Here is a 20,340-nt window from a genome sequence, read left to right as displayed (position 1 = left end):
GGTGCTAAATGGTTCCTACTATTTAGAACTTCCTAAATTGGCTTTTTATAATAACAAGCGGAAAACTCCGCATCACACTGGAGGATAACTGTGAAGACAATTACCACAGATATCGCAGTCATCGGCGCAGGCGGCGCTGGTCTTCGTACTGCTATTGCAGCGGCTGAAGCTAATCCTGAATTAGAAGTAGCACTGATTTCTAAAGTTTACCCAATGCGTTCGCACACGGTAGCGGCAGAAGGCGGTTCAGCGGCAGTAATCAAGGACGAAGATAGCCTAGATAACCACTTCAACGATACGGTTGGCGGTGGCGACTGGCTATGTGAACAGGATGTTGTTGAATACTTTGTTGAGAACGCGACTCGCGAAATGATCCAAATGGAGCAATGGGGCTGCCCATGGAGTCGTAAAGAAAACGGTGAAGTAAACGTACGCCGATTCGGCGGTATGAAGGTAGAGAGAACGTGGTTCGCAGCGGATAAAACCGGCTTCCACATGCTTCATACTCTGTTCCAGACTTCGATGAAGTACGACCAAATCAAACGATTTGATGAGTACTTTGTGGTGGATTTGATCGTTGAAGAAGGTGAAGTACAAGGCCTTATCGCGATTCACATGTCTGAAGGTGAGCTTGTTACCATCAAGGCGAAATCTGTTGTGCTAGCAACCGGTGGTGCAGGTCGTGTTTATCACTGCAACACTAACGGCGGCATTGTAACAGGCGACGGTATGGCAATGGCTTATCGCCACGGTGTACCACTGCGCGATATGGAGTTCGTTCAATACCACCCAACCGGCCTACCAGGCACAGGCATCTTGATGACCGAAGGTTGTCGTGGTGAAGGCGGTATCATCGTCAATAAGAACGGCTACCGTTACCTACAAGACTACGGCATGGGCCCAGAAACTCCAGTGGGTCAGCCTAAAAACAAATACATGGAACTGGGTCCTCGCGACAAAGTTTCTCAAGCATTCTGGCACGAGCAGCAGAAAGGCAACACCATCAAGCACCCTCTTGGTGATGTGGTACACCTTGACCTTCGCCACCTTGGTGAAGAGTACCTGCAAGAGCGTCTACCGTTCATCTGTGAGCTAGCGAAAGCTTACGTAAACGTTGACCCTGCAAAAGAGCCAATCCCAATTCGTCCAACGGTTCACTACACCATGGGTGGTATCGAAACCAACGGTCAATGTGAGACTCGTATTAAAGGTCTATTCGCAGTTGGTGAGTGTGCGTCTGTTGGTCTGCATGGTGCAAACCGCCTAGGTTCAAACTCTCTGGCTGAGTTCGTGGTATTTGGTCGCGTAGCGGGTGAACACGCGGTGCAACGCGCGGCTGAATTCAAAGGCTGGAATGAAGAGTCTATCGCTAAACAAGTCAAAGCAGTCGAAGATCGCATCACAGCGCTAATGAACCAAGAAGGCGACGAAAACTGGGCAGATATCCGTACTGAAATGGGTCACACCATGGAAGCAGGTTGTGGTATCTACCGTCAAGAAGACCTGATGCAAGCAACCATCGACAAGATCACTGAACTTAAGCAGCGCTACAAAAAGATCAGCATTAAAGACAAAGGTAAAGTGTTCAACACTGACCTACTTTACGCTATCGAAGTGGGCTACGGCCTAGAAGTGGCGGAAGCGATGGTTCACTCAGCGATCCTTCGTAAAGAGTCTCGCGGTGCACACCAACGTCTAGACGACAACTGCACTGAGCGTGATGACGTGAACTTCCTAAAACACTCTCTATCTTTCTTCAACGAAGATGCAGCACCAACCATCGACTACAGCGACGTTAAGATCACCAAATCTCAACCGAAAGCTCGTCTGTACGGTGAAGCAGCAGAGAAAGCGGCAGCCGCTGAAAAAGCAGCTCAAGATGAGAACCGTGAAGAGGAGAAAGCGTAATGTCAGCAAACCGTATCCAAAAAGTAGACATTCTGCGCTACGACCCAGAGAAAGATGCAGAACCGTACATGCAGACTTTCGAAGTGCCATTTGATGAAACGATGTCTGTGTTAGACGCCATTGGTTACATCAAAGACAACCTAGATAAAGATCTGTCATACCGTTGGTCTTGTCGTATGGCGATCTGTGGTTCTTGCGGCATCATGGTTGATGGCGTGCCAAAACTAGCCTGTAAGAGCTTCTTACGTGACTACCCTAACGGTCTAACGATTGAGCCACTTGCAAACTTCCCAATCGAGAAAGATTTGATTGTCGACATGACTCCGTTCATCGAGCGCCTAGAAGCGATCAAACCATACATCATTGGTAACGACCGTAAACCAGAAGACGGCACTAACCTGCAAACACCAGAGCAAATGGCGAAATACAAACAGTTCGCTGGCTGTATCAACTGTGGTCTTTGCTACGCAGCGTGTCCTCAGTTCGGTCTAAACCCTGAGTTCATTGGCCCTGCGGCACTGACTCTTGCACACCGTTACAACCTAGATAGCCGTGATAATGGTAAAGATGAGCGTATGAAGCTTATCAACGGTGAAAACGGTGCTTGGGGTTGTACGTTCGTGGGTTACTGTTCTGAAGTGTGTCCGAAGAAAGTAGACCCAGCAGCGGCGGTTAACCAAGGCAAAGTTGAGTCTTCAATGGACTTCGTTATCTCAATGTTCAAACCTGACGGTACGCTAGCGAAAACGGCAGAGGAGGCATAAGATGAGCAACCGTAAACCTTATGTTCGCGAAATGACCCGTACGTGGTGGAGCAACCATCCGTTCTACCGCTTCTACATGCTACGTGAAGCAACGGTACTGCCACTGGTACTGTTCACGGTGTTCTTGACCTTTGGTCTAGGCGCGCTTGTGAAAGGACCTGAGTCTTGGCAAACATGGCTAGACTTCATGGCGAACCCTTTAATCGTCGGCATTAACATTGTCGCGCTACTGGGTAGCCTGCTTCATGCTCAAACTTTCTTTAGTATGATGCCTCAGGTAATGCCGATCCGCATCAAAGGCAAACTGCTCGATAAAAAACTTATCGTACTAGGCCAATGGGCAGCGGTAGCCTTTATCTCATTAATCGTTCTTGTTGTGGTTTAAGGAGCTGAATTATGAACCCAAGTTACAAAGTAAATCGTGCTCCTAAACGTTCTGACGAGCCAATCTGGTGGGGTCTATTTGGCGCTGGCGGCACTTGGTTTGCGATGATCACCCCAATCACGATTCTGGTATTAGGCATCTTAGTACCAATGGGCATTATCGATGCAGAAGCGATGAGCTACGAGCGTGTGTCTGGCTTCGCAACCAGCATCATTGGTGGTCTATTTGTGATTGGTACACTAGCCCTACCGATGTGGCACGCAATGCACCGTGTTCATCACGGTATGCACGACCTTAAGTTCCACACAGGTGTTGTAGGTAAGGTTGCATGCTACGCATTCGCAGGCTTAATCAGCGCATTGGCTGTTATCTTTGTGTTTATGATTTAAGAGCCTAAAAGCAGGTGCGGGTTTCGAGTAATCGAGTTTCGAAGAGCTAAAAGCAGATTCGAGTCCCGGGTAATCGAGATGAGAAGAGCTTAAGAGCAGATTCGAGTTTCGAGTAATCGAGATGCGAAGAGCTAAAAGCAGATTCGAGTTTCGGGTAATCGAGATGCGAAGAACTTAAAAGTAGAAGCAGAACAGGGTTACCTTGTTCTGCTTTTTTGTTGTTGGCGATATACGTTTACAAACGTCACTTACACCGCCTTACATCAATCGACTTTGTTATTGATATTATCATCACCATAAGAACAACGATGTCACTTGGCAGGTAAGAGTCGTATATTTTAATAATGTTCGATTCAAGGAAAAGAGGCTGATACCTAGGTATCAGCCTCTTTGTGTTTTTAAATCATCAAGCCATTAGAGCTTTTGACCACCGATGATCTTATTGCTGTGTGACCTTCTTGGTTTGGTCCATTAAGCCTAGTGCACCGAAGCCGGTAATCACATCGAGGTTGGTTTTCAAGCCAGTCTCTTCACCGCCACCGATGTAGTTTTGCGGCATCTGCACTTGGAAGTTTTGCAGATTATTGTACAGCGAGTTCGCCACATCGCGGTTGAGCTCCGCAAGATACACCTCACGGTTGGCACCTAGTGCTGCATACTTAGCCTTAAGTACTTCGGCTTCCGCTCTGCCTTTTTCAAGAATCGCTTTCGCTTCAAATTCGGCCGACAACGCATTGGCTTTTTGAATAGCTAGGTTCGCTTCTGCTGTCGCGAGCTCTTTCTCTTTCTCAACCTCAGCCAGTCGCTTAGTCTTCTCAACCTCTACGATTTCACGCTCAGCAATCTGACGCGCAACCTCTACCTCTTTTTGCTGAGCGATGATTGCGAGCTCTTTGCTACGTTGTGCATCTTGCACTTCACGAGTACGTTGAATCTCTTTACGTAGCTGCTCTGTCTCAGCCTGTGCTTTTGAGGTCTCCTGCTCTTGAATCGCTCGAATACGATCAGCAACTAAGCGCTTCTTATCCGCCAATAGCTGATCAAGCTGCTTCTCTGGCTGTGGATCACCAATCGTCACCTGTGTTACTTGGATACCATATTGTTGCAGCGGATTATCCTGACGAATTGGCTGACCAGTATTGTCTACGACAGGAACCGTCTTCCAAACCAACTGATTCGTTCGTTGTAGCTGGTTCGAGTTCGACTGATTTGCCCCGACAGGCGCTAGCTCTAACTCTTCCACTTCTACTTGGCGACGCTCGGTTAGGTAGATACCTTCACGCAGTTGATCACCGAGTTTAGATTTAAACTGGTTCAAACCACCCTGGAAGAACTCTTCACCCGTGTATTGAGTTGCGGTAATCACTGTCACGTTACGCGCGTTCTTCACCAGCAAGGCATCAATCAAGTTACTGTTGTTACGAAACTCTTTATGCATCTTTTCCACAGCTTGCGGATCGTTGCTCAACTTAAAGCGGAACGTCACCGGGATCTGCCCGATGTAGGTATCAGCAAAACGCACCTGTACCGGATCTAACCTCTGATAGAAATCTTCCCCTTTGCTATTGCCGAATGACACGGTGATGACTTGGTCATACTTGGTGATTTTAGACAGAAATGGCATGCGAAAGTGAATGCCAGGTTCTGTGAAAACATCAAGTTCACCGGTAATGTTATTTTGGTGCACGTAGCTGTAACCGGCATCGGTCATCAGCACTGAGCTATTAATTGTTAAGCCTAACGCGAGCAGTGGAACACCAAATACTGCTGCTTTGAGTCCTTTATGTAGGAGCTGACGTCTCTCTTCTACTTTCAAACCCTGTCCTAAGCCTCTGCTTTCCATTTTATTCTCCTTATTGGATTGTCATTGAGTTAAATCGATAAAAATCAAAGTGATATACAACTCACTGACAACAGGGACTAATGTATCAAATTGTTACATTTAGGAATAATCGAAAGATTCATCAAATTTATAAGATTTTTACGAATAATACAGATTTAGTCTAATTATGCGAAAGAGGTCACTTTTGGTGTAAGCCAGAATCGGCAAGGGGAAAACAGCAGGCAATAAAAAAGGCCGCCTAAGCGACCTTTCATCAAACAGTTGAAGTAAATTACTTCACACGACCAACGTATTCGCCAGTACGAGTATCTACTTTAACAACTTCACCGATAGCGATGAACAGAGGTACGCGAACCACCGCACCTGTTGCTAGAGTTGCTGGTTTACCACCAGTACCTTGAGTATCACCCTTCAGGCCAGGATCGGTATCCGTAACTTCGATTTCAACAAAGTTTGGCGGAGTTACTGTGATAGGGTTATCATTCCACAACGTTAGAGTACATACGTCGTTTTCAACTAGCCATTTAGCTGTTTCGCCAACTGCTTTCGCATCTGCAGCGATTTGCTCGAATGTCTCGTTGTTCATGAAGTGGAAAAACTCGCCATCTGAGTACAGGTAACCTAGATCAACGTCTACAACGTCTGCTAGTTCTACTGTATCGCCTGACTTGAATGTTTTCTCTAACACTTTGCCTGACAGCAGTTTACGAAGTTTAACACGGTTAAACGCTTGGCCTTTACCTGGCTTAACGTATTCATTTTCGATAATTGAGCAAGGCTCGTTATCCATCATGAATTTTAAACCGCCTTTGAATTCATTGGTGCTTACTGACGCCATGATTTCCTCTTACACATCTTTGAGTTGATTTCAATGCCGCATATCATAACCCGAAAAGTCGAATCTGTTGAGCAAAACTGGCTCAAACAGCTATCGAATGCGATCTCAGACCCGACAAAACTCCTTGAAGCATTGGAAATAGACCCAACACCATGGCAAGCAGGCTTTGCCGCACGCAACCTATTTGCGCTGCGCGTACCGTTAAGCTTTGTCGAGCGAATGGAAAAAGGCAACCCACATGACCCGTTATTACGTCAGGTTTTACCGCTAAGTGAAGAGTTTGAAGTGCATGAAGGTTACTCTGCTGATCCGCTAGAAGAGCAAGACAACGCTATTCCGGGGCTACTGCACAAATACAAAAACCGCGCTTTGATGATTGTAAAAGGCGGCTGCGCGGTGAACTGTCGTTACTGCTTCCGTCGCCATTTCCCTTATCAAGATAACAAGGGCTCTAAATCTGTTTGGCAAACAAGTCTCGACTATGTGGCTCAACATCCAGAGATCAATGAAGTACTGCTTTCCGGTGGTGACCCGTTGATGGCCAAAGACAGTGAACTAAAATGGCTAGTTAACGCGATTGAATCTATCCCACATATCAAGACGGTTCGTATCCACAGTCGTCTACCGGTGGTGATTCCCGTACGTATTACTGACGAGCTATGCCAAATACTAAGTTCGACTCGCCTTAATGTAGTGCTAGTGAACCATATTAATCACGCCAATGAGATCAACGATGAGTTAAAACTCGCATTATCGAAACTCAAACAAAGTGGCGTAATCCTGCTTAACCAAGGGGTGATGCTGAAAGGCGTGAACAATTGTGTTAACTCTTTGAAAAATCTAAGCGAAAGTCTATTCGATGCTGGGGTTTTACCCTACTATATGCACGTACTTGATAAGGTACAGGGCGCGGCCCATTTCTATATCTCAGATGAAGAAGCCAAACAGCACATGCAAGGCTTGATGGCGGAAGTGTCAGGGTACCTTGTACCTAAGCTTACCCGAGAGATAGGCGGCCGCAGCAGCAAAACACCACTCGACCTCCACTTAGAATAAGACGTTACCGAAATGAAGATGTATTCGAACAGCACCACACGTAATCAAGGTTTTACCATCATTGAGCTAGTAGTGGTGATTGTCATCTTAGGTATTATTTCGGTGACAGCGGCGAATAAGTTCTTAAATCTACAAGGTGACGCTCGCATTTCTTCTCTTCAAGGCTTGCGAGGCGGAATGCAGGGGGCAGCAGACATGGTTTACCCTATCGCAGTCCAGCAAGGCCTAGAGAAACTCAGCGCTGCAGAGATCACTATTGAAGGTGACAAAGTGCAACTGGTTTATGGCTACCCGGCTGCAGATTCAGCAAATGCTTGGAGCCACCTGATTGAGGCGACATTTGCTGACTCCATTTTCAACTCCGATGATCCTGCCGATTGGTATTTTCACAACACTTCTCGCCAGATACCTTGGATTCGCTTTATGACGAAGACAAAGAAGCAGTCAGGTCAACAATGTTACCTCGAGTACACCGAAGCCACATCAACAGCACAACCAACCTTTGAACTGACCACCAGCGGTTGTTAATCACCATCTGTACATATTAATCGTCTAGACAAAAACTTTTTGTTCGATCGTCCGGTCTATTATCAGCATACTCGGCTCTATTCTAAATTTTTAGGAGGGGTGATATGTCACAAACCATCGAACAATTTCTCAACCTTGCCCCTTTCAGCTGGGCAGCACTGGCCGTATGCATGTTGTGCGGCTCCTTAATCGGTATCGAGCGTCAAACACGCGGTAAGCCGGTTGGGATTCGCACCTCAATTTTAATCATCAGCGGTACTTATTTTTTCCTGACTATGGCGATAAGCCTGTCGCCAAATACGCTCGACCAAGCGCGTGTGTTAGGCCAGATCATTACTGGCGTCGGCTTTTTGGGTGCTGGAGTAATGATGACGTTAGATGGCAAGATTCATGGTGTAACCTCCGCTGCGATTATCTGGGTATTGGCCGCCTTGGGGATGATGATAGCCCTTGGGCATCTTAGCCAATCAGTGATCATCACTGTTTTAGCCATCGTAATCTTGTTAGGTGTGGATAAAGTAGAGAACAGCTTTAAAAGCTTACGACGCGGTGTACACCAGAAGTGGATGCGCAAAGGCCGCATCAATAAATCTTAAGCTCGCTTCATAAACACAAAGCCCAATGAGTGATCATTGGGCTTTGTTGTATCAGTTGCTTTGTTCTTAGCCTTACTTAGAAAACCTGAATACAGACTTGGTTCTTACCAGAAATCTTAGCTTGATAAAGCTGTTCATCAGACGCTCGAATGCTCTGGTTCTGCCATAAATGCGCCAAGCTATCGAACTTATAAAGTGAATAGAGCGTTGCCCCACCCGACACCGACACACTGATACGGTCTCCATCACTGCAGCGGTAACCTTGCAGACTAATATCATTCTGAATGCGCTCGAAGATCGATGTCAGCAGCTCCGAAGATTCACCAGTAATTGCCACGACAAACTCTTCACCACCGAAGCGTGCAACAATATCTCGCTGACGAACACTGCTGGTCATAAGGTGTGCCACATGGCAGATCACCTCGTCACCCACCTTGTGCCCATACTTATCGTTCACCGCTTTAAAGTCATCGATATCAAACACCCCAATACCAATGATCGGCTCTTCATCTTGCGCCATCAGTCGAGCCTCAAAGCCACGGCGGTTGAGTAAACCTGTCATTGGATCTCTCATCGCAAGCTCGCTCAAGCGTTGGTGCTCCTGCTTAGTGTAAATGCGCCACACACCGATAACGGAAACAACAAATAGCCCCAATAATAGAGAGAGTTGCAGTCTATCCATCTCCAAGACATGCAGTATGTGCTCACGCTTCTTCTCTTCGATATTGAGATGTAACTGGCTATGGAGCCCATCGACATACAGTGGGTGCGAGTGTGTGAAATCCATAAAACCGTACTTGTTCACACCAAGCGTGCTTGATATCTCATAGCCATGTTTGGGGTTTGAGACCAAGTTAGAGACGTAGCCATCGACGCCCAGCACTCCTTTAAACTCGCCATCAACATAGATGCCTTTGGTAAGCGTGACCACTTTTTTCCCTGTGAGGTAATCATCGTATTGTCCGGTATACACAACACGGTCTTTTTGTTGCGTCAGCCCAAAACGGATCGTATTAATCCAGTACGGTCGGCTATTCACAACAGAATCAAAGGTATCGCCCTGAATATAGCTGGCAAAATCTGACGGGGAAGAGATGATGAACTTCTCTTTGGAGATAAAGTAAATCGCCGAGATAGTATCAATGGTATTCGCAAAGTAAGCCATGGTTGGTGCAATGAACAAGCGCTTGCTCGCTTCCATGTTCAGCTGTGAGTTCGGGTCGCACATCTCAAGAGGGCCGGAGAACATAAAGTCAAAGCGCGGCTGTGATGGCTCTTCACTAGAGAAGTAACACGTTTCATCATCAATTTTTCTCGTATGGGAGAAAGCGTAGGTGTCACCATGCAGCGGATACAAGGCCGTGATGTTGTACTCCAACGCATTAATGATCTGCGTGAGCTCTTCCAGAGACTGGCTCACCCTTTGATTTTCAATCCAATATAGGGCATCTGATTCTTCCGCTGAATCAACAAGTAATAAGCTCAATACTAATAAGAATAAAGCGGTGAGACCCAGTAGGGCCTTTTTAAAATCGAGAGTTTGGTAGTTAATCAAAGCAAAGGTAGTTTGTATTTAATTTTGCCGCACATTGTACTGAAATGTTTACTATCGTCCAGTCCTGAACAGATAAAAAATACAAAACAAGTTGCTTATTAATCGCAGAGCAGCGAGGAGGATGAGATAGACAATGAACACCTAACCAAACTGATCAGGTGCTCATAATGACTTAACTTTTTATTTCAGTCGTTATTTAGCGAAGTTAACGATTGGGAAGCAAGGGAAGAAGCCGTTGTCTGCACAGTTAATCAGACCAACTTGCACGCCTTCAATCTTGTTTGTTTTGTTAAAGATACCCACTTGTACCGTCGATACCTCAGACAAGTTCGCTGCACCCACATCTACCAGGGTGTCGCCTTTCGAGTAGTTAACGAAACTCACGTTAGCGCCTTTTACATTATTGGTAATGTTCACAGCACCTAAGTTTACACCGGTTGTTTGGCCTTCATTCCAGTTAAAGAAGCCCAAAGATGCGCCTGTCATCTCTTGGTTAACTTTAGAAGCACCAAAGAAGCCAAGGTTTACACCGGTCGTCGTTTGAGTTTCAGACATACCAATCACCGCAAGGTCTAGACCTTTCAGGTCGTTCACTTGACCATGCAATAGCGCCACACGAACACCGCCAACAGCATCAGAATCTGGTGCGTTGAATCCATTGATTGTTGAGAACATCACAGGCGATGAAGCAAAGGCCGCCGGAGCCATTACCGCTGCTGACACTGCAAGTACTGAAAGTAGTTTTTTCATTGGGGAGTCTCCACTGACTGAATCCGCGATTGAGAAGCCAACTACCGATCGATAAGTTAACTAACAATCAAAGAGTTATCTCATTATTTTGCTTTATCTAACAGCCATTCATGTTAAATCAATGTCATAACTGTCTTTTTGAGTATAGAGCAGGTAGAAGGGAAGATGCGAGATTCGAGTGGCGGGATGAGAAAAGAAAAAAGCAGATACGGGATGCGAGTGAACGAGATGAGAAAAGAAAAAAGCGGATGAAGAAAAGAAGAGATGAGAGATACGAGTGAACGAGATGCGAAAAGAATGAAAGCAGATACGAGATTCGAGTGGCGAGATGTGAAAGGAATGAAAGCAGATACGGGATTCGAGTGGCGAGATGAGAAAGGAATGAGAGCGGATGAAGAAAAGAAGAGATGAGAGATACGAGTGAACGAGATGCGAAAAGAATGAAAGCAGATACGAGATTCGAGTGGCGAGATGTGAAAGGAATAAGAGCGGATGAAGAAAAGAAGAGATGAGAGATACTAGTGAACGAGATGCGAAAAGATTAAAGGCGGATGAGAGAAAATGAGATACGAAGAGCATAAAGGTTTACTGTTCTAGCGATTTGATTAAAGCTCCTAGCATGCGAGATATTTGAAGCGCTTCAGATTGCCAGGTAGTTGCAACGTCTTTGGGCACAAACCCAACTTCAGAGCCGATATCGGCTTGGGTAGCGAACTCACCGATTGAGCCTTTGGCAATTGCAAAAAAGCGCTGGCGTTCTTTTAGGGATTTTCTCTCACAGCCTTCGGCGATGTTGCTAGGTACAGATAATGCGCTGCGAGTGATTTGATCTTTAAAGCCATAGTCACGGCAAGTGTCCATTTCCCTATAAACAGATATCGACAAAAGGCGACTGCGCTGCCAAACATCTAGTTTTCTATAAAGCACAATTACTACCCAGTTATCGAAAAACCAATCATCTCAAAAACACCCAATAGAAAAGTTCTAAAAAAGCACCAAAACTCGAGACCTATTTCCCCTCATCTTTTCGTATCCCGACTACTCGAATCCCGCATCTGCCTTTCAAGCTCTTCGAATCTCGCTTACCCTCATCTCGTATCTGCTCCTCAAAAACCAAAAAACGGAGACCAAAGTCTCCGTTTTCAATTTCACTATGAATAGCGAGGGGGATTACATCATACCGCCCATGCCACCCATACCGCCCATGCCACCCATATCAGGCATAGCTGGAGCGTCTTTTTGTGGTAGGTCTGTTACCATCGCTTCTGTTGTGATCATAAGACCAGCAACTGATGCTGCGAATTGTAGAGCAGAACGAGTAACCTTAGTTGGATCTAGGATACCCATTGCGATCATGTCGCCGTACTCACCAGTCGCTGCGTTGTAGCCGTAAGAACCTTCGCCGCCTTTCACGTTGTTCGCAACCACTGACTCTTCGTCACCTGCGTTCTTCGTAATTTGACGGATTGGCGCTTCCATTGCACGTAGTGCAACGCGGATACCAACGTTTTGCTCTTCGTTGTCACCTTCAAGGCCAGCAACTTTAGAAGCAACGCGGATAAGTGCAACACCACCACCAGCAACCACACCTTCTTCAACTGCAGCGCGAGTTGCGTGAAGTGCGTCTTCTACGCGGTCTTTCTTCTCTTTCATTTCAACTTCAGTCGCAGCGCCAACTTTGATTACTGCAACACCGCCTGCTAGCTTAGCAACGCGCTCTTGTAGCTTCTCTTTGTCGTAGTCTGAAGTTGCATCTTCGATTTGTTGACGGATTTGAGCAACACGACCTTGGATCATTGCTTCTTCACCCGCACCATCGATGATGGTTGAGTTCTCTTTAGTGATAGTTACACGCTTAGCTTGACCTAGGTCTTCTAGCGTTACTTTCTCTAGGTCTAGACCGATCTCTTCAGAGATAACCGTACCGCCAGTTAGGATAGCGATGTCTTGTAGCATTGCCTTACGACGGTCACCGAAACCAGGCGCTTTAACAGCAGCAACTTTAACGATACCGCGCATGTTGTTCACAACTAGCGTTGCAAGCGCTTCGCCTTCTACATCTTCAGCGATGATTAGAAGTGGACGAGATGCCTTAGCAACCGCTTCTAGAGTCGGAAGAAGTTCGCGGATGTTTGAAACTTTCTTGTCGATAAGAAGGATGAATGGGCTTTCTAGATCAACAGAACCTGCTTCTTGGTTGTTGATGAAGTAAGGAGATAGGTAACCGCGGTCGAACTGCATACCTTCTACTACGTCTAGCTCGTCTTGCAGTGCTTGACCTTCTTCAACAGTGATAACGCCATCACGACCTACTTTTTCCATCGCTTCAGCAATGATGTTACCTACTGTCGCGTCAGAGTTTGCAGAGATAGTACCTACTTGTGCGATAGCTTTAGTATCTGCACATGGAACTGAAAGTGCTTTTAGCTCTTCAACTGCTGCAACAACAGCTTTGTCGATGCCGCGCTTAAGATCCATTGGGTTCATGCCAGCAGCAACGGCTTTTAGGCCTTCGTTTACGATAGCTTGAGCAAGAACAGTTGCAGTAGTCGTACCGTCACCCGCAGCATCGTTCGCTTGCGAAGCCACTTCTTTAACCATTTGTGCGCCCATGTTTTGGAACTTGTCTTCAAGCTCGATTTCACGTGCAACAGAAACACCATCTTTAGTGATAGTTGGTGCGCCAAATGATTTATCTAGAACAACGTTACGGCCTTTAGGACCTAGCGTTACTTTTACTGCGTCAGCCAGAACGTTTACACCTTCTAGCATTTTAACTCGTGCGTCGTTACCAAATTTAACGTCTTTAGCAGCCATCTTTATTTCCTTTAAATTCTTTATTCAATCAGTTCAGGTTTATGGGTCGGATTACTCAACGATCGCCATGATGTCGTTCTCAGACATGATCAGAACTTCTTTGCCGTCGATCTTTTCTGTTTTAGTGCCGTAGCCTTCAGCAAAGATAACAGTATCGCCAACTTTTACGTCCAATGGTTGTACTGAACCATTCTCTAGGATGCGGCCTTTGCCAACAGCTAGAATTACACCGCGCGTTGATTTTTCAGCGGCAGAACCAGTTAGAACGATGCCACCAGCAGATTTAGATTCAACTTCTTGGCGCTCAACGATAACTCGGTCGTGTAGAGGACGGATATTCATCGGTCTTATCTCCTGATAATTTCCATTTAATTTGATAGTTGCCACGATTGGCATGGGGTTACAGAGTATGTTGGGGCGAAGTGAAAGATCCCAAGGGGTGAGAGGAAAAATTTGTGATCGGAAGAGCAGATGCGGGATGAGAGTGAACGAGTAGCGAAGAGCAAAAGGCGTTTCGTATCCCGACTCACGTATACTCGGATCTGCCCATCAAGCTCTTCGCATCTCGAATCCCGTTTACTCGTATCTGCTCTTTCGAATCCCTCATCTGCTTTTAGCTTTTCTTCCCTTCCCGCCCACATCTGTTTATCCTACGCTTTTAGTTTTTACGGCGTTGTACATGCGAGATAAGCACGGGCTTTTGACTGCTCCCATAGCAGAGACATTGCGAACCATGACCATACCGACCATCTTCGGTATGGTGGCGATCTTGATGTTCAACCTTGTTGATACCTTCTTCATATCACTACTTGGCACACAAGCACTAGCAGCCGTGAGCTTTACCTTCCCTATTACCTTTGCCATTAACTGCATCACCATGGGGATAGGGGTTGGTCTCTCTACCAGTATTGGCCGCCTACTTGGAAAAGGCTGCTCCGAGAATGCAGCACGCTTTACCGCACATGGGCTACTGCTGGCCGTAATTCTTGTCATCAGTGCTTCCACTCTTGGTATCTTTACATTAGAACCTCTGTTTAGCGCGCTTGGAGCCGAGCCAGAGCTGCTACCACTGATATCCGAATACATGTTGGTCTGGTATCTCGCGATCCCACTGCTCGTGATTCCAATGGCAGGCAACAGCGCCATTCGTGCCAGTGGCGATACCAAGACCCCAGCCAAGATTATGATGCTGGCAGGGCTTATCAATGGTGTGCTCGACCCGCTGCTGATATTCGGATATGGACCTTTCCCAGAGCTAGGCATTCAAGGTGCTGCAATAGCCAGTGGTTTTAGTTGGTTTGGTGCGTTGTGCGGATCACTTTATGTGCTTATAAAGCGCGAGAGGCTTCTAGCGTTACCTAAACCAAAAGATATGCTCAACGATTGGAAGCAGATCCTTACCATCGGCACGCCAGCGGCACTATCTAACGCACTTAACCCTTTAGCAGGTGCGATCATTATGATGATGCTCGCCAAACAAGGTACTGAGGCTGTGGCTGCTTATGGCGCTGCGCAGCGTATTGAGTCGATATTGATCATTGTATTGATGTCCCTCACCTCCGCCCTCACCCCTTTTATGGCGCAAAATTTTGGAGCTAACAACCCGCAACGCAGCTTCAAAGCCCTGTTCCTAAGCATGCGATTTGCCGTGTTGTTTCAAGGGCTCATCTTCTTAATGATGGTGCCGCTCAGCATTCCCTTAGCAGCCCTTTTCTCTCAAGAAGAATCAGTACGCGACATCTTGTGGCATTACTTACTAGTCGTGCCCTTCAGCTATGGTTTCCAAGGTATTGTGATGATGTTGATTAGCGGTATGAACGCAATGCACAAGCCACTCAAAGCCTTCCAATGGAGCTTTATGCGCCTGTTCCTATTCACGCTGCCTTTTGCTTGGATAGGTAGCCAGCTTGATGGCATTGAAGGCCTATTCATTGGCTTGGCATTAGGGAATATTGTAGGTGGTGTTGCTGGGTATTGTTATGCGTTGAGGCTAAAGGCAGATACGAGATGCGAGTAAGCGGGATTCGAAGAAAGTTAAGAGCAGATTTGGGATACGAGTGTCGAGATGCGAAGAGATTTAAGAGCGAAAGCGCAAATATGAGCCCCCCAAGTAGCACTCTACTTCAACCTCGTCATTCCCTATAGCGAGGGACGAGCGTAGTAGGGAATCTTATGCGCACAATCATTTAGTTAAGGGAAATGAATATGCCAGAGAATAGTTTTAAATCAGTCTATGAAGCGCCGATTGGCAAGATGATCATTATCAGTGATGGCGAGTCGATTATTGAGATCGACCATGTAAATCATGATGAGCCCATAACGAGTAACCCTGACGAACTTTGTAACTTCGCAACGAAGCAGTTAGATGAGTATTTCGCAGGTACAAGAATCGAATTCGACCTACCTTTGAAAGCTACCAAAGGCACCGACTTTCAAGAAGCCGCTTGGCAAGCACTTACTACTATCCCTTATGGCGCAACCATCAGCTACGGCGAGCAAGCCAAGCGAATGAACAATCCCAAGGCCGTACGAGCTGTCGGTGGTGCAAACGGCAAGAACCCATTTAGCATCGTAGTGCCCTGCCACCGAGTTATTGGCGCAAATGGTACTCTTACAGGTTACACGGGCGGCATGAGCCGAAAAGAGTGGTTGCTAGATTTTGAAAGGAAGATGAAAATAAGATGAGAGTAAACGGGATGCGAGATGCGAGATGCGAAGGGCATATAGAGCAGATGAAATATCGAGGTTTGTGATACGAAAATATGTGACGTGTAGCTGCTCTGATTCAGTTCATGACCTCCTATTCGCATCACGCTCCTGCTCTTACGCTTTTCTCATCTCGCTTACTCACATCCCGTATCTGCCTTTAATCCCTTCGCATCTCGTTTACCCTCATCACGCATCCGCTTTTAAGCTCTTCGCATCTCGTTTACCCTCATCTCGCATCTTATCTCATTTCCCAAATACAAAAAAACGGCCACACTCGCGTGCAGCCGTTTCAGTAATCGATACTAGTTAAAAGCTATTTAACCAGAACTTCACCTGTCATTTCTGATGGGATTTCTAGGCCTGCTAGAGAAAGCATAGTTGGAGCTAGGTCCGACAGTTTACCGCCTTCTTTGAACTCAACTTCTTTATCACCAACGTAGATTAGAGGTACTGGTAGATTAGTGTGAGCAGTGTGGATACCACCTGTCTCTGGGTCTACCATCATTTCTGCGTTACCGTGGTCAGCAGTAATCAGCATTTGACCACCTACTTCTTCGATAGCTGCTGTTACTTTAGCAACACACTCGTCCATTGCTTCGATAGCTTTTTCTGCAGCTTCGTAAACGCCAGTGTGACCAACCATATCTGGGTTCGGGTAGTTACAGATGATAGTGTCGTACTTACCAGACTTGATAGCTGCAACCATCTTCTCAGTTAGCTCAGCAGAGCTCATTTCTGGTTGTAGGTCGTAAGTCGCCACTTTTGGGGAAGCAACTAGCTGACGCTCTTCACCTTCAAATTCGTTCTCAACACCACCGTTGAAGAAGAATGTAACGTGCGCGTATTTCTCAGTTTCAGAGATACGTAGCTGAGTTTGACCTTGCTTAGATAGCCACTCACCGTATGTGTTCTCTAGAGACGCAGGTGGGAATGCGATAGCTAGTGGGATGTCAGCGGCGTATTGCGTTAGCATTACGAAGTTGATTGCTGGGAACACTTCACGCTCGAAGCCGTCGAAATCGGGTACGAAAGTACGAGTGATTTGACGTGCACGGTCAGCACGGTAGTTCATGAAGATAACTGCGTCGCCGTCAGCGATAACTGCATCTTCTTGACCTTCCGCTTTGATAGCCGTTGCTTTAACGAACTCATCGTTCTCTTCACGAGCGTACGCCGCTTCTAGACCAGCAACTGCAGACTCTGCCGTGAACTCAGCTTTACCTAGCGTTAGAAGATCGTAAGCTACTTGAACGCGATCCCAGTTGTTGTCACGGTCCATTGCGTAGTAACGACCTACTAGAGAAGCCACACGACCTTTGCCTAGTTTAGCGAATAGGTCTTGGAAACGTTGTAGAGAGTTTTCTGCACTACGTGGCGGTGTGTCACGACCGTCTAGGAAGCAGTGTAGATAGATCTTCTCAGCGCCACGTGCTGCAGCCATTTCAACAGCTGCGTAGATGTGGTCTTCGTGAGAATGTACGCCACCTGGAGACATAAGACCCATGATGTGTACTGCTTTCTCAGCTTTAACTGCTGAATCGATAGCTTCTACTAGAGCAGGTGTTTCAACGAACTCACCGTCAGCGATAGATTTAGTGATACGAGTTAGGTCTTGGTATACAACGCGACCAGCGCCAATGTTAGTGTGACCAACTTCTGAGTTACCCATTTGACCATCAGGCAGACCTACATCCATACCAGAAGCAGAGATTAGCGTGTTTGGTTTGTTAGCAAACAGGCTATCGATAAATGGAGTTTTTGCATTCGCGATTGCGTTATTTGCTGTGTCTTCACGGTGACCGTAACCGTCAAGAATCACTAGAGCCATAGGCTTCTTAGCTGACATAGGACTGACCTCGTTCAATTCAAAATAAATCGGTATAAAAACAAATTAGCGTAATTTTACTACAGTTTACAGTCAAAACTGTAGTGGAAGATCAAGAAAGGTAGCAGGTAGGAGGATCAGAGCTGAAAAAAAGCTTCTTTTGAAGGCCAAGTATCTTCGCTTCATGTGCTTATTTACAACCCAAAAGACCAGCAACTGAGTTACTGGCCTTCCATTAATTCTCTACCACTTGTTGTGTTGAGCTAGAAGCATTCCAAACTAGATCGCCAATACCATCAGTAGGCTTGAATCCTGTCGGTGCATCTAACAAAAGTTGACGAATTGTCTCATGTTCTAAGTTATGGCAAGCAAAGTCTAAGGACTCAAGTAGATTATCGTACTCATCAATTGGCAAAAATACCTCATGAGCAGTCATGATCCGTTCATGAGCAGTGCGTTGAACATTATCCCCAATCAACAGCTCTTCATACAATTTCTCTCCAGGACGAAGGCCAGAGAATTGTATTTCGATATCACCATGAGGGTTCTGCTCATTTTTAACAGACAAGCCAGAAAGATTAATCAAGTTCTCTGCAAGATCTGTAATTTTAACTGATTCACCCATATCAAGAACGAATACGTCACCACCTTTGCCCATCGCACCTGCTTGAATAACAAGTTGAGCAGCTTCAGGAATTGTCATGAAAAAACGAGTTATATCTGGATGAGTAACAGTTAAAGGCCCTCCAGCTTTAATCTGCTTTTTAAAGAGTGGTATAACAGAACCAGAAGAACCAAGAACATTACCAAATCGAACCATGCAAAAGCGCGTACCCTTTTTTTTCTGGTTCTCTTGCTCTGCTAAGGCTTGCAAGCCCAATTCTGCCATGCGCTTAGTTGTCCCCATGACATTTGTTGGACGTACCGCTTTGTCTGTTGAGATCAACACAAAAGACTCGACACCCGCTTCAATAGCCGCTTTCGCGGTGTAGTAAGTACCGTAAACATTGTTTCGTACACCCTCTACAACATTATACTCGACAAGAGGTACATGCTTGTACGCTGCTGCGTGATAAACCGTCTCAACGTTAAAAGACTTCATTGCCGTAAGAAGACGATGCGAACGTTGAACGGAGCCTAAAAGAGGAACGATTTCCACATTAAGCTCTTTGGATTCTTTTAGTAAAGAGAGTTCACGATCAATTTGATATAAGCCAAATTCTGACAGCTCAAACAAAACGAGTGTCTTTGGCCTTTGCTTTAAGATCTGACGACATAGCTCTGAGCCAATCGAACCGCCAGCGCCAGTTACCATAACCACTTTATCTTTGATATTAGCTTCCATTAGAACTTGCTGAGGAGCCACGGCATCACGTCCTAACAAGTCTTCAATTGGAACATCTGTCAGTTCATCAATTTTCGCTTTTCCAGATACGATATCAGCCATATCTGGTACAGTTTGAATTTCAACAGGAAGTGGAGCCAATAAGTCTAAAATTTGCTTACGACGAGCACGAGATGCACTTGGAATCGCAAGCAAAATTTTAGAAACATCATGCTTCTCAATCAAAGCTTCTGTTTTAGATAAAGCAACAACAGGTAACCCAAGAATCATTGTATTGGTAAGAGTTTTATCTTCATCGATAAACGCCCGAATACGATAATTTCCCGAAGCACGAAGCGCAACTGCAAGCTGACGACCACCAGAGCCTGCACCATATATTAGTACTTCTTTGCGTGAATCTTTTGATGGCGACGTAGTCGCTACTAAGTTTCTCACTACAAGGCGAGAACCACCACACAAGAGTGCTAGATAAGCACCATATATGATAGGTACCGTTCTAGGGATAGGTTCCTGCAGATAATAAGCGAAGACTGCTAAGGCAATAGCGGACAACACAGCACCAGCAGTAACCACGAACAAAGCTTGAAAAGTCAAATATCTAAGGATAGCTCGGTACAGCCCAATTTGGGTGAAAATCAAAACTGTAGATATTACTGTTAAGCCAATCAGTAGTAAGTTATCACCATCACTAAGTATCTTTACATCACCTAGTCTTGTCCACAACGCAATGTGTAAAGCAAACAAAATGAGCAATGTGTCAACGGTGACACTAATAACACGTTTGTGTACGCGAGATAATTGCCAAATAAAATTAAGACGTTGCATAAAATATTCCTATTTACTGGAACTTGCATTTACTAACATTAATACTGAGTATCAAGATGACGTTAGTTCACAGCCAAAGCGAACCTATTATCAGCTCACCTGCCCTCTGAGGCTGACTTATAATAAACAGTTGGCCCAATAGCCTCAAACGAAAATCTATTGGATCACTTCGGCAATACTGTGAAAAGGCCTAAGACGAAAGTTATA

Annotated in this window: 18 protein-coding genes; 9 read left to right on the top strand and 9 right to left on the bottom strand. The window is 45.8% G+C overall.

What is annotated here, in order from left to right:
* The first annotated feature begins 90 nt into the window (after window positions 1–90).
* From frdA to frdD, 4 genes are read left to right on the top strand one after another with little or no spacing between them, the layout of a single operon-like run.
* Window positions 91–1,908 (top strand): fumarate reductase (quinol) flavoprotein subunit, encoded by a 1,818-nt coding sequence (gene frdA / locus L1D60_RS17910; RefSeq protein WP_239842301.1) that lies wholly within the window; start codon window positions 91–93, stop codon window positions 1,906–1,908.
* Entirely contained in the window at window positions 1,908–2,672 is a 765-nt protein-coding gene (locus L1D60_RS17905) for a succinate dehydrogenase/fumarate reductase iron-sulfur subunit (protein ID WP_239842300.1), read from the top strand. Before frdA ends, L1D60_RS17905 begins: the two co-directional genes overlap by 1 nt.
* A 1-nt stretch (window position 2,673) precedes the next feature.
* Window positions 2,674–3,057, top strand: coding sequence for a fumarate reductase subunit FrdC (gene frdC / locus L1D60_RS17900; protein ID WP_239842299.1), 384 nt, complete (start codon window positions 2,674–2,676; stop codon window positions 3,055–3,057).
* Window positions 3,058–3,068: 11 nt separating this feature from the next.
* Window positions 3,069–3,446, top strand: coding sequence for a fumarate reductase subunit FrdD (gene frdD, locus L1D60_RS17895; RefSeq protein ID WP_150872923.1), 378 nt, complete (start codon window positions 3,069–3,071; stop codon window positions 3,444–3,446).
* Between the two features lie 439 nt (window positions 3,447–3,885).
* On the opposite strand, the gene L1D60_RS17890 is transcribed toward frdD, so the two are convergent.
* Together L1D60_RS17890 and efp are read right to left on the bottom strand one after the other, a co-directional pair.
* Window positions 3,886–5,289, bottom strand: coding sequence for an SPFH domain-containing protein (locus L1D60_RS17890; RefSeq protein ID WP_239842298.1), 1,404 nt, complete (start codon window positions 5,287–5,289; stop codon window positions 3,886–3,888).
* Window positions 5,290–5,560: 271 nt separating this feature from the next.
* Window positions 5,561–6,127, bottom strand: coding sequence for an elongation factor P (efp, locus tag L1D60_RS17885; RefSeq protein ID WP_032551233.1), 567 nt, complete (start codon window positions 6,125–6,127; stop codon window positions 5,561–5,563).
* Between the two features lie 33 nt (window positions 6,128–6,160).
* On the opposite strand from efp, the gene epmB reads away from it, so the two are divergent.
* The 3 genes from epmB to L1D60_RS17870 all read left to right on the top strand — a co-directional run bounded on the left by epmB (window position 6,161) and on the right by L1D60_RS17870 (window position 8,307).
* Complete coding sequence (epmB, locus tag L1D60_RS17880; RefSeq protein ID WP_239842297.1) at window positions 6,161–7,183, top strand: EF-P beta-lysylation protein EpmB; 1,023 nt, start codon at window positions 6,161–6,163, stop codon at window positions 7,181–7,183.
* Window positions 7,184–7,195: 12 nt separating this feature from the next.
* Window positions 7,196–7,711, top strand: a complete 516-nt coding sequence (locus tag L1D60_RS17875; protein WP_275665736.1) for a prepilin-type N-terminal cleavage/methylation domain-containing protein — start codon at window positions 7,196–7,198, stop codon at window positions 7,709–7,711.
* 104 nt (window positions 7,712–7,815) lie between these two features.
* On the top strand, window positions 7,816–8,307 hold the full coding sequence (locus tag L1D60_RS17870; RefSeq protein ID WP_239842296.1) for an MgtC/SapB family protein: 492 nt from the start codon (window positions 7,816–7,818) through the stop codon (window positions 8,305–8,307).
* A 76-nt stretch (window positions 8,308–8,383) separates the two neighbouring features.
* On the opposite strand, the gene L1D60_RS17865 is transcribed toward L1D60_RS17870, so the two are convergent.
* The 5 genes from L1D60_RS17865 to L1D60_RS17845 form a co-directional block, all read right to left on the bottom strand.
* A complete protein-coding gene (locus L1D60_RS17865; RefSeq protein ID WP_239842313.1) occupies window positions 8,384–9,823 on the bottom strand; it encodes a diguanylate cyclase in 1,440 nt (479 codons plus the stop codon).
* A gap of 231 nt (window positions 9,824–10,054) precedes the next feature.
* Entirely contained in the window at window positions 10,055–10,612 is a 558-nt protein-coding gene (locus L1D60_RS17860; RefSeq protein ID WP_032551226.1) for a hypothetical protein, read from the bottom strand.
* A gap of 585 nt (window positions 10,613–11,197) precedes the next feature.
* A complete protein-coding gene (locus L1D60_RS17855; RefSeq protein ID WP_239842295.1) occupies window positions 11,198–11,539 on the bottom strand; it encodes a four helix bundle protein in 342 nt (113 codons plus the stop codon).
* A 243-nt stretch (window positions 11,540–11,782) separates the two neighbouring features.
* On the bottom strand, window positions 11,783–13,429 hold the full coding sequence (groL, locus tag L1D60_RS17850; protein WP_032551222.1) for a chaperonin GroEL: 1,647 nt from the start codon (window positions 13,427–13,429) through the stop codon (window positions 11,783–11,785).
* Window positions 13,430–13,480: 51 nt separating this feature from the next.
* On the bottom strand, window positions 13,481–13,771 hold the full coding sequence (locus L1D60_RS17845; protein ID WP_032551221.1) for a co-chaperone GroES: 291 nt from the start codon (window positions 13,769–13,771) through the stop codon (window positions 13,481–13,483).
* A 337-nt stretch (window positions 13,772–14,108) separates the two neighbouring features.
* On the opposite strand from L1D60_RS17845, the gene L1D60_RS17840 reads away from it, so the two are divergent.
* Both L1D60_RS17840 and L1D60_RS17835 read left to right on the top strand, forming a co-directional pair.
* Window positions 14,109–15,446, top strand: coding sequence for an MATE family efflux transporter (locus tag L1D60_RS17840; RefSeq protein WP_239842294.1), 1,338 nt, complete (start codon window positions 14,109–14,111; stop codon window positions 15,444–15,446).
* Window positions 15,447–15,634: 188 nt separating this feature from the next.
* Window positions 15,635–16,114, top strand: a complete 480-nt coding sequence (locus L1D60_RS17835; protein ID WP_239842293.1) for a methylated-DNA--[protein]-cysteine S-methyltransferase — start codon at window positions 15,635–15,637, stop codon at window positions 16,112–16,114.
* A 337-nt stretch (window positions 16,115–16,451) separates the two neighbouring features.
* Here L1D60_RS17835 and gpmM read toward each other — a convergent pair whose 3' ends face one another.
* Complete coding sequence (gene gpmM, locus L1D60_RS17830; protein ID WP_239842292.1) at window positions 16,452–17,984, bottom strand: 2,3-bisphosphoglycerate-independent phosphoglycerate mutase; 1,533 nt, start codon at window positions 17,982–17,984, stop codon at window positions 16,452–16,454.
* A 214-nt stretch (window positions 17,985–18,198) separates the two neighbouring features.
* Window positions 18,199–20,133, bottom strand: a complete 1,935-nt coding sequence (locus tag L1D60_RS17825) for a nucleoside-diphosphate sugar epimerase/dehydratase (protein WP_239842291.1) — start codon at window positions 20,131–20,133, stop codon at window positions 18,199–18,201.
* Window positions 20,134–20,340: the final 207 nt, after the last annotated feature.

This window comes from Vibrio sp. Isolate30, from assembly GCF_022397975.1.
In the GTDB taxonomy this organism is placed as follows: domain Bacteria; phylum Pseudomonadota; class Gammaproteobacteria; order Enterobacterales; family Vibrionaceae; genus Vibrio; species Vibrio fortis.
The sequence above is the reverse complement of the archived record's forward strand: the minus strand, read 5'-3'. Positions and strand labels throughout refer to the sequence as shown.

What these genes read in the sequence shown, in the direction of transcription:
- L1D60_RS17905 (WP_239842300.1), top strand. Translation starts at nt 1,908, where the DNA reads ATGTCAGCAAACCGTATCCAAAAAGTAGACATTCTGCGCTACGACCCA.
- frdC (WP_239842299.1), top strand. Translation starts at nt 2,674, where the DNA reads ATGAGCAACCGTAAACCTTATGTTCGCGAAATGACCCGTACGTGGTGG.
- frdD (WP_150872923.1), top strand. Translation starts at nt 3,069, where the DNA reads ATGAACCCAAGTTACAAAGTAAATCGTGCTCCTAAACGTTCTGACGAG.
- L1D60_RS17890 (WP_239842298.1), bottom strand. Translation starts at nt 5,289, where the DNA reads ATGGAAAGCAGAGGCTTAGGACAGGGTTTGAAAGTAGAAGAGAGACGT.
- efp (WP_032551233.1), bottom strand. Translation starts at nt 6,127, where the DNA reads ATGGCGTCAGTAAGCACCAATGAATTCAAAGGCGGTTTAAAATTCATG.
- epmB (WP_239842297.1), top strand. Translation starts at nt 6,161, where the DNA reads ATGCCGCATATCATAACCCGAAAAGTCGAATCTGTTGAGCAAAACTGG.
- L1D60_RS17875 (WP_275665736.1), top strand. Translation starts at nt 7,196, where the DNA reads ATGAAGATGTATTCGAACAGCACCACACGTAATCAAGGTTTTACCATC.
- L1D60_RS17870 (WP_239842296.1), top strand. Translation starts at nt 7,816, where the DNA reads ATGTCACAAACCATCGAACAATTTCTCAACCTTGCCCCTTTCAGCTGG.
- L1D60_RS17860 (WP_032551226.1), bottom strand. Translation starts at nt 10,612, where the DNA reads ATGAAAAAACTACTTTCAGTACTTGCAGTGTCAGCAGCGGTAATGGCT.
- groL (WP_032551222.1), bottom strand. Translation starts at nt 13,429, where the DNA reads ATGGCTGCTAAAGACGTTAAATTTGGTAACGACGCACGAGTTAAAATG.
- L1D60_RS17845 (WP_032551221.1), bottom strand. Translation starts at nt 13,771, where the DNA reads ATGAATATCCGTCCTCTACACGACCGAGTTATCGTTGAGCGCCAAGAA.
- L1D60_RS17840 (WP_239842294.1), top strand. Translation starts at nt 14,109, where the DNA reads ATGCGAGATAAGCACGGGCTTTTGACTGCTCCCATAGCAGAGACATTG.
- L1D60_RS17835 (WP_239842293.1), top strand. Translation starts at nt 15,635, where the DNA reads ATGCCAGAGAATAGTTTTAAATCAGTCTATGAAGCGCCGATTGGCAAG.
- gpmM (WP_239842292.1), bottom strand. Translation starts at nt 17,984, where the DNA reads ATGTCAGCTAAGAAGCCTATGGCTCTAGTGATTCTTGACGGTTACGGT.
- L1D60_RS17825 (WP_239842291.1), bottom strand. Translation starts at nt 20,133, where the DNA reads ATGCAACGTCTTAATTTTATTTGGCAATTATCTCGCGTACACAAACGT.